This window comes from Atribacteraceae bacterium, from assembly GCA_035477455.1.
Classification (GTDB): Bacteria; Atribacterota; Atribacteria; order Atribacterales; family Atribacteraceae; genus DATIKP01.
Genome location: DATIKP010000080.1, coordinates 23618 through 31181 on the forward strand (window position 1 = coordinate 23618; position 7564 = coordinate 31181).

The 7564-nt window shown below is 53.0% G+C and carries 7 protein-coding genes; 4 read left to right on the forward strand and 3 right to left on the reverse strand.

Annotation, left to right across the window (positions count from 1 at the left end; all coding sequences use genetic code 11):
• Positions 1-160 precede the first annotated feature (160 nt).
• Together VLH40_05110 and VLH40_05115 are read left to right on the forward strand one after the other, a co-directional pair.
• Positions 161-1783, forward strand: coding sequence for an MFS transporter (locus VLH40_05110; protein ID HSV31386.1), 1623 nt, complete (start codon positions 161-163; stop codon positions 1781-1783).
• Positions 1784-1880: 97 nt separating this feature from the next.
• Positions 1881-3116, forward strand: coding sequence for an HD domain-containing protein (locus VLH40_05115; protein ID HSV31387.1), 1236 nt, complete (start codon positions 1881-1883; stop codon positions 3114-3116).
• A gap of 2 nt (positions 3117-3118) precedes the next feature.
• On the opposite strand, the gene VLH40_05120 is transcribed toward VLH40_05115, so the two are convergent.
• Both VLH40_05120 and VLH40_05125 read right to left on the reverse strand, forming a co-directional pair.
• On the reverse strand, positions 3119-4492 hold the full coding sequence (locus VLH40_05120; GenBank protein ID HSV31388.1) for a phosphomannomutase/phosphoglucomutase: 1374 nt from the start codon (positions 4490-4492) through the stop codon (positions 3119-3121).
• The gene (locus VLH40_05125; protein ID HSV31389.1) at positions 4476-5450 is read right to left on the reverse strand and encodes an NAD-dependent epimerase/dehydratase family protein; all 975 of its coding nucleotides are present in this window, start codon (positions 5448-5450) and stop codon (positions 4476-4478) included. Before VLH40_05125 ends, VLH40_05120 begins: the two co-directional genes overlap by 17 nt.
• Before the next feature lie 143 nt (positions 5451-5593).
• Here VLH40_05125 and VLH40_05130 point away from each other — a divergent pair, with 143 nt between their 5' ends.
• Both VLH40_05130 and VLH40_05135 read left to right on the forward strand, forming a co-directional pair.
• Positions 5594-6535 carry a class II fructose-bisphosphate aldolase gene (locus VLH40_05130; GenBank protein HSV31390.1) on the forward strand — a complete coding sequence of 314 codons (942 nt, stop codon included), beginning with the start codon at positions 5594-5596 and terminating at the stop codon, positions 6533-6535.
• 93 nt (positions 6536-6628) lie between these two features.
• The gene (locus tag VLH40_05135) at positions 6629-7183 is read left to right on the forward strand and encodes a manganese efflux pump (protein ID HSV31391.1); all 555 of its coding nucleotides are present in this window, start codon (positions 6629-6631) and stop codon (positions 7181-7183) included.
• Between the two features lie 111 nt (positions 7184-7294).
• Here the strand turns inward: VLH40_05135 and VLH40_05140 are convergent.
• Positions 7295-7564, reverse strand: a 270-nt coding sequence (locus tag VLH40_05140) for a hypothetical protein (GenBank protein HSV31392.1), incomplete at its 5' end; no start/stop codon positions are given.

A 7564-nucleotide genomic window follows, 5' to 3' on the forward strand; every position in this document is an offset into this window, starting at 1 on the left:
ATGAAGCGAGCGTACCCGGAAAGCAGGTTTTTTCGTATAAGAAAGATGTTCTCTGATATCCGGTGAATTTTCGTTCTTTCCAGCCGCAGAGGAGGCGCCCAGAAGCACGCTGGAAAGTCCATAAACATGTGAGTAAAAAGCTCCCGGAGGGTAAACACAAATGCTTTTTTTGTCCAGGGTTTCCCGCATGCTTACCGTTCCCCTCAAGAAAGCCTCCGGAGTTATTTCCCGAAGGGGACTGGAGAGGGCACGGTCCTTGTCTATGAACCGTTTTTGGAACAGGCTACGTGAACAACTGGCCCCCCATGAATCGATGTCCGCCGCGGACACCTATCGAGGACTTTCTTACATCCTAAAAGACGGACTGGTCAGCCAGGTAATGGTGGCCTTGACCGGAGGCGTGATCCTGGTCGATTTCGCCGTGCGTCTCGGGGCCTCCAACCTGATCATCGGAATCCTGGCCGCCATCCCCTCACTGGCGCATTTGATGCAGGTTCCCACCGTGTACCTGATTGAACGATACCGGAACCGCCATATGATCGTCTTTATTTCCTCGCTGGGCAGCCGGCTTTTCCTGTTGTTCCTGGTGGCGATACCCTTTCTTTCCTCGGCGGACCTGCGGCTCCTGTTTTTGAGCGGAGGCCTACTCCTACATGCTCTGGCCAATTCGGTCACTTCGTGCAGCTGGCATTCCTGGATGCATGATTTTATCCCCCACAACAAACTGGGTTCCTTTTTCTCCGGGAGAATGAGTATGTCCCAGGGGTTGGGAATGGTGGTCAGCCTGACATCGGGTTATTTCCTTGATTACTGGCGCCGGGCTTTTCCGGCGGTGGAACTCTACGGCTATGCTCTCCTCTTCAGCTTGGGCATTATAGCCGGACTGATGAGTGTTTATTATCTTGTGATGACCCCCGAACCGCGCATGAAGCCCCCGGAGAAACAGAAATCCTTTCTTTCCCTGCTTTCTTTGCCTTTCCAGACTCCGAATTTCCGTAATTTAATCATTTTCCTGACTTCCTGGAATTTCGCGGTCAACCTGGCTGCCCCGTTTTTCACCGTCTATATGCTAAGAGGGATCGGATTGAGTCTGTCCTATATTATTCTCCTCTCGGTGTTGAGCCAGTTTATGAATATCATGTTTCTTGGGATCTGGGGAAAATTTTCCGATCGGTTCAGCAACAAAGCTGTCCTCAGGGTGAGCGGTCCACTTTTTATTGTATGCATCTTGGCCTGGACCTTCACGATGTTGCCGGATGTCTATATCCTGACGGTTCCCCTCCTAATTCTGATTCATATATTTTCCGGCATTTCCACAGCCGGGGTTACCCTCTCTTCTCTGAACATCGGTTTGAAATTGGCTCCTCGTGGGCAAGGAACGGTCTATCTGGCAACCAACAGCCTTTGTAGCGCCATCGTCGCCGGAATCGCCCCGATTATTGGAGGACAATTCGTCGATTACTTCCGCTATAGACAATTGTCGTGGACGATCAAGTGGTCCGGCCCGGAGGGTGACCTTGCTTTCCGAGCACTGGATTTTCATCACTGGGATTTCTTTTTCTTCATAGCGTTTCTAATCGGCCTCTATTCCCTGCACCGGCTTACCCTGGTCAAGGAGGAAGGAGAAATTAAGGAAAAGATCGTGTTGAAGGAATTTCTCTCCGAGGTGAAACACGGGATGTGGAATCTGTCGACTGCCGGCGGCCTGCGTTCGTTAGTGGAGGGAGTCTATCCCCTCTTTCGCAACTCTCCCCGGAAGAAGGTTCCGGATAAGACGGCGTAGCGGGAAACAGATTCGGGGAAAGTCGAGAACAGATTGAGAAATTCTCAATACCGATAACCGATCACAGTTTTATTTACAGAGGAGAGGAGGGACTTTAATGGTAACCGCCGGTTTGATAAAAAAAATATTTCAAGGGGCCAGTATGCACCGCTGGAACGATCAAATCCGTCCCATTGAGTTTACCGAAATGGATAAGCAGGCCCATAAAATGGTCATCGCTTGGCTTCTCGGCCGGATCGAAGAGGAAATCAGTGGGTCGAATATCCAGTGGGAGGCGGTGATCGAAGGAGGTTTCTTCGAGTATTTGGAGCGCTTGGTCCTCACCGACATCAAACCCCCGGTCTTTCACCGCCTGGTCGAACGGGTCGAAATCCGGAAGAAGCTCAACGAATTCGTCTTGAGTAAACTCTCCCCTGAGATCGGAGGGCTGACCGGGGATTTTTTTGAAAGATTCCGGGCGTATCTTGCCGGGGAGGATTTGGCTGTGGAGCGCAGGATTATCCGAGCCGCCCACTACTTCGCCACGCACTGGGAATTTCAGATTATTTACAATTACAGTCCTCGGTTGTATGGCCTCGAAGAAACCCGGGAAGCGATCGAACGCGAACTGGTCCGCCATTACGAGCTGGAGTGTGTCCGGGAGATGGTCAAATACCGGAATTTTATCGATCTATGTGGGCAACTCCGTTTTCAGCGACGATGGGGCCAGTCGGAGCGCATCCCCCGCACGTCGGTGCTCGGACATATGCTGGTAGTGGCCCTGTTGTCCTATTTGTTCTGCCGGAACTTTTCGCCCTGTCCGAAACGCCTGTACAACGACTTTTTCGCCGGGTTGTTCCATGATCTTCCCGAGGTGTTGACCCGGGATATTATTTCTCCGGTCAAACGGGCGGTCGACGAACTCGACGCTGTTCTCAAGGAATACGAGCGTTCTCAGCTCGATGAAAAAATCCTTCCCCAGCTCCCAACCTACTGCCGGCAGGAGATTGTCTACTTTACCCGGGCCGAGTTCGAAAATAAGGTAGTCCTGGAGGGTGTCGAGCGCACCGAGGAAGACAGACCGGACATCTCCCGGCGGGGGGTGATCGCCCGGGAGTTCAACCGGGATGAATACCGACCGCTCGATGGGAGGCTCCTGAAGATTTGTGACGACCTGTCCGCGTTTGTGGAGGCAACACTTTCCATCGATTACGGGATCAGCTCCGAACAGCTTTTGGAAGGCCGTGAGCATCTCTACCGGAAATACCGGGATTCGTTGGTCGGAAATTTCCCCCTGAAACCGGTCCTCGATTCGCTTATGGGTTTGAACGTAAAGCCGGTGAACGAACGTTGATGCTATTCCCCGGCTTCCCGGGACAACGCGATTTGTTCCAGAACTTCTTTTTCCATGTCCGGGAGGGGAGCGAGAAAACGGTTGACCAGTTGTAGGAGATTGTCCGGATGGTTCACCTCAAAACGCAGGGTATAGACCGGCTCGGTGACGGATTTGCGAATCAGCGCCCAGCCATCGGACCATTCGGCCCGGATCCCGTCCAGCCGAGTGATGTGGACCCCCGGGAGGGAACGGTCAAGAACCGTGAAGATATCCTCGTAGTCCCGGGAAGGGATCCGGATGTCCTGGGACACATGGGGTTGGGGATAGGTAGCGGTAATCGTGGATAACGGCTCATTAAGGCTGGAGAGCTGGGCGAGAAAAACGGCGGCGGCATACAGGCCGTCGTCACGGCCCAGTTCACGGAAGAAATAGTGGCCGCTAATCTCAGCGGCCATAAAGGCGTTTTCCTGGATCAACCGGCTCTTCATGAAGCTGTACCCTGAGCGCTCTACAAGCGATACTCCACCTAATCGAGCAACTTCCTGAGCAACTATCCGGGACGACTTCAAATCGTAGATGAACTTTTCCCCCCGGAGTCTGTCCGGCAGCCGGGAACGGAGAAAGAAAATCATAACCTGTTCAGCGGGAAGGACGTTACCGGAATCATCGACAAAAACCACTCGGTCGCCGTCACCGTCAAAAGCGATTCCCACCACCGCCCTTTCTTGAACTACGGTGCGGGACAAAGCGGATAGTGCTCCGGGGGCGGAGGGGTTAGGAGAGCGGTTAGGAAACGCCCCGTCTGGTTCGCAGAACAAAGGAATCACCGTGTATCCCAGGGAAGTGAGAAAATCGGGTGCGATGTTCGATAAGGATCCGTTGCCACAGTCCACGACCACCCGTAAAGGCTTCCCGGGCAAACTGAGCTGCGAGTGCAGAGAGTTAATGTACTCACCAAGGACGTTCAAGCACTGGACTGGCGGCCCCGGAGTAACCCGGAAATCCATTTCCCGGACCCGGCGCTCGATCTCCTGGAGTTCGGCCGTGGACAGGGGCAGATTGCCCATCGCGATTTTAAAGCCATTGTAGGTTGGAGGATTGTGTGAAGCGGTGACCATGATCCCTCCCGCTGCCTTCAGGATCTCCACACCGAAATTGAATACGGGAGTGGGAACAGTCCCCAGATCATAAACCGCCAAGCCGCCGCCGGTCAATCCTTCGATAACCGCCTGTTTCAAAAGAGGAGTGCTGATACGGACATCACCCCCGACGGCTGTGGTGGCCGATACCGGGAAAAGGCTCGCGCAAGAGCGTCCGATCAGAAGGGCTTCCCGTTCTCCCAGTTCTTCGCCGTACCGACCTCGGATATCACAATCCTTATATATGCTCATCATTCGTCTCCTTGAGTATCCCTTTTTTCAACAGATCTTCGACGGCCTCCCGCACCGCTTCTTCCGGGCTGTAACTGGGGAGGAAATTCAGGAGCTCTCGGGCTTTGTCCATCGAGACACAGCAGCCCTGCCGGACATGCAGTGCAGCCATCTCCGGGAACCCAAAGCGCTCTTCGTATTCTTCGAGAGAAATAGACTGGTAGCGGAATTCAACCCCGAGCAAACGGGCCAGGTAGCGGCCCAACCCCAAAAAGGTCAGCGCGTGGCTTCCGCAGCAGTTGAAACTTTCCCTGACCGAGAATCGCGGAAGCTCCAGAGCCCGGAAGAACAGGGCGGCGACATCTCTGGGGTGGACATGATGAAGCGTCGATAATCCCCCATCCAGGAGAAAGATCTCCTCCCCGTTGATGATTTGCTGAATTGTTCTGGGGTTGTTGTCCCCAAACGGGGTGATGAAGGGTTTACCAGGTCCGGTAATGTGACCCGGATGGATGACTGTCGCGCGGATCTCTCCCCGACTGGTAGCCTCCAGCAGTTCTTTTTCAATGATCATTTTCTTCCGGGAGTAGTCGTTCTGCGGAAAACGGGAAGCCCACTCCGGCGTCGGGACGATTTCCGTTTTTCCATAGACCCAGACCGTTCCGCAGGACAGAAGGTGAGTTTCTTTTTCCACAAAAACTTCGCGCAGAAGCCGGGCGCTCTCCGGCTCGAAACAAATGATATCGACCAGAATGTCCGGTGAGTGTTCCTCCAGGAGTTCTGCCCAGCGGCCGTTTTTTTCATCGATTTCCCGGTCGGTATCAACCCAGACGACTTCCCGCCAGGCTAATGAAGCGGGATAGGGTTTTGTATTCCGGCGGGAAAAGACCACGGTTTCGTACCCGCGGGTCACGAGCATGGGAATGAGATAACTCCCGATATGACCACTGCCACCTACAACTACTACTTTCTTTTTTTTCATGATTCACCATTGGGCATATAGTTTCTTTACGGTGTATTATACCATTACTACGAGGGATCGCCGTTACCCTATGTGTGATAGAATGGTGTGGTCTTTTTGGATATCGGATAACCGGGATTGACGGAACAGAAAGGGGGATCAATTTGAATACACCAAAATCAGAACAAAACCTCGCGGCAATGTCTCTTGGGGAAATCATGGAACGGGCGTACCGGAAACACGTGGTGGTCCCGGCCTTCAACATTCCGTATCTACCAATGGTGCGGGCGGTTGCTGAAGTTCTGCGTGAATGTGAAACATTTGCCCTGCTGGAAGTGGCCCGTCCGGATATCAACCGTTTTGAAGCGGGAAGTTTCCGAGCGATCAAGGAAGAGTACGACCGCTGGGCGGATCGGTCGGTTTCCCGTTTACATCAGGACCATGTACCGGTGGTCGATGAAGAAGGGAAAGAAGTCGATTGGGAGTCCTTGATCAAAGAGGCATTGGATTTGGGCTATGACTCGGTAATGATCGACGGATCACGCTTGAGCCTGGCGGAGAACATCCGGATTACCCGGGTCGTGGTGGATATGGCCCATGCCCGGGATGTCCTGGTCGAGGCGGAACTGGGTTCTGTTCTCGGCCACGAGGCGGGTCCTTTGCCTCCTTATGAAGAGCTGTTCGTTTCCGGAAAGGGCTTTACCTCCCCCGAGGAGGCGAAAAGATTTGTCGATGAGACCGGAGTGGACTGGTTGTCGGTCGCCGTGGGGAACATCCACGGGGCAATCAGCGGCGCCGCCCGGGACAATAAAAAGATGGAGGCCTGTTTGAACATTGACCACTTAGACACCATCGCCCGGATGACCAACCGGCCTCTGGTCCTCCACGGGGGATCGGGTATCCAGAAAACCTATGTCCTACAGGCCATCGCCCATGGCATCACTAAAATCAACGTCGGGACAGAAATCCGTCAGGCGTACGAACAGGGTTTTCGGAAGAACGGAAAAATTGAGGAAGCCATCGCCATGCTCCAAGAGCGAACCGAGGCCCTGATCACCGATTACTACGGCATCCGCGGCTCAATAAAGCTATTGATGAAATATTAACCGGTGATTGGTGAACAGTTTTCGGTGATCCCTGGGAAGCTTTTTGCCTATCACCCATCACTGTTTTGATTTACAGAGGAGAAGAACCGTTGCATGCTTACACTATCGGTCATAGCGGTTGGGTTGGGACTGGACGCTTTTTCCCTGGCGGTGGCCTTTGGGATGTGTCATTCCGTATGTAATGTGGGTATGAAATTGCGCTTGGCTCTCTCTTTTGGGTTTTTCCAGGTCTTCATGCTCATTACCGGTTTTTTTACCGGGGCTCAAATCGCCCACCTGGTCGAAACCTCTGACCACTGGATCATTTTTGCGGTCCTGGGGACGGTGGGATTGAAGATGATCCGGGATGCCCTGAAAACAGAGGAAGATCAAGCCCCCGTCGATTACAGCCGGGGATTGCCACTTCTGGCTGCATCCGCGGCGTCCAGTATCGATGCTTTGGCTGTCGGTTTTTCGCTTGGTCTGATCACGAATTCGATCGTAGCGCCCGCTTTACTGATTGGAACTGTGACTTGTCTGATGACTTTTGCCGGAGTCGAACTGGGAAACCGGGTGGGCAGAAAACTGGTTTCCCGGCCGGAACTGATCGGCGGTATCGCCATTCTGGCGATTGGAGTGAAAATACTCCTGAGAGGGATCATTGGATAGTGCTGTGGCTATGAATGATTCTTTTTGCCTCCGGGGGGCTGGTAGGTTGATGCTACCGGAATTAATGAGACGTTCTCCAGTTAAACGACCCCACCCCCGTATACTGCTTTTCTATCGGTAGTGACGCTTTAGTAAGCCCAGGCTGAACAAGTTGTCCCATATTACACCTGCTGGACAGAACATTTTTCCGAGATTGTCGGTGTCGCAGATTCTCCCCTCGATAAACTGCTCCATTATTGGGAGGATTTGAGGTATTATTCCCAGGGGTACATACAATCTTGATTCTGCTGCAATAAGTAATTTTGCTGCAAAAGAACGAAGGAAGCCCGGGCCTGAGTTGCCTGAATCAGCCGCCGAAATCACCGCATTTTCGAAGTAAAA

Coding starts and splice junctions, on each gene's coding strand:
- VLH40_05120 (HSV31388.1), bottom strand. CDS start 4,492: ATGATGAGCATATATAAGGATTGTGATATCCGAGGTCGGTACGGCGAA.
- VLH40_05110 (HSV31386.1), top strand. CDS start 161: ATGCTTTTTTTGTCCAGGGTTTCCCGCATGCTTACCGTTCCCCTCAAG.
- VLH40_05115 (HSV31387.1), top strand. CDS start 1,881: ATGGTAACCGCCGGTTTGATAAAAAAAATATTTCAAGGGGCCAGTATG.
- VLH40_05125 (HSV31389.1), bottom strand. CDS start 5,450: ATGAAAAAAAAGAAAGTAGTAGTTGTAGGTGGCAGTGGTCATATCGGG.
- VLH40_05135 (HSV31391.1), top strand. CDS start 6,629: ATGCTTACACTATCGGTCATAGCGGTTGGGTTGGGACTGGACGCTTTT.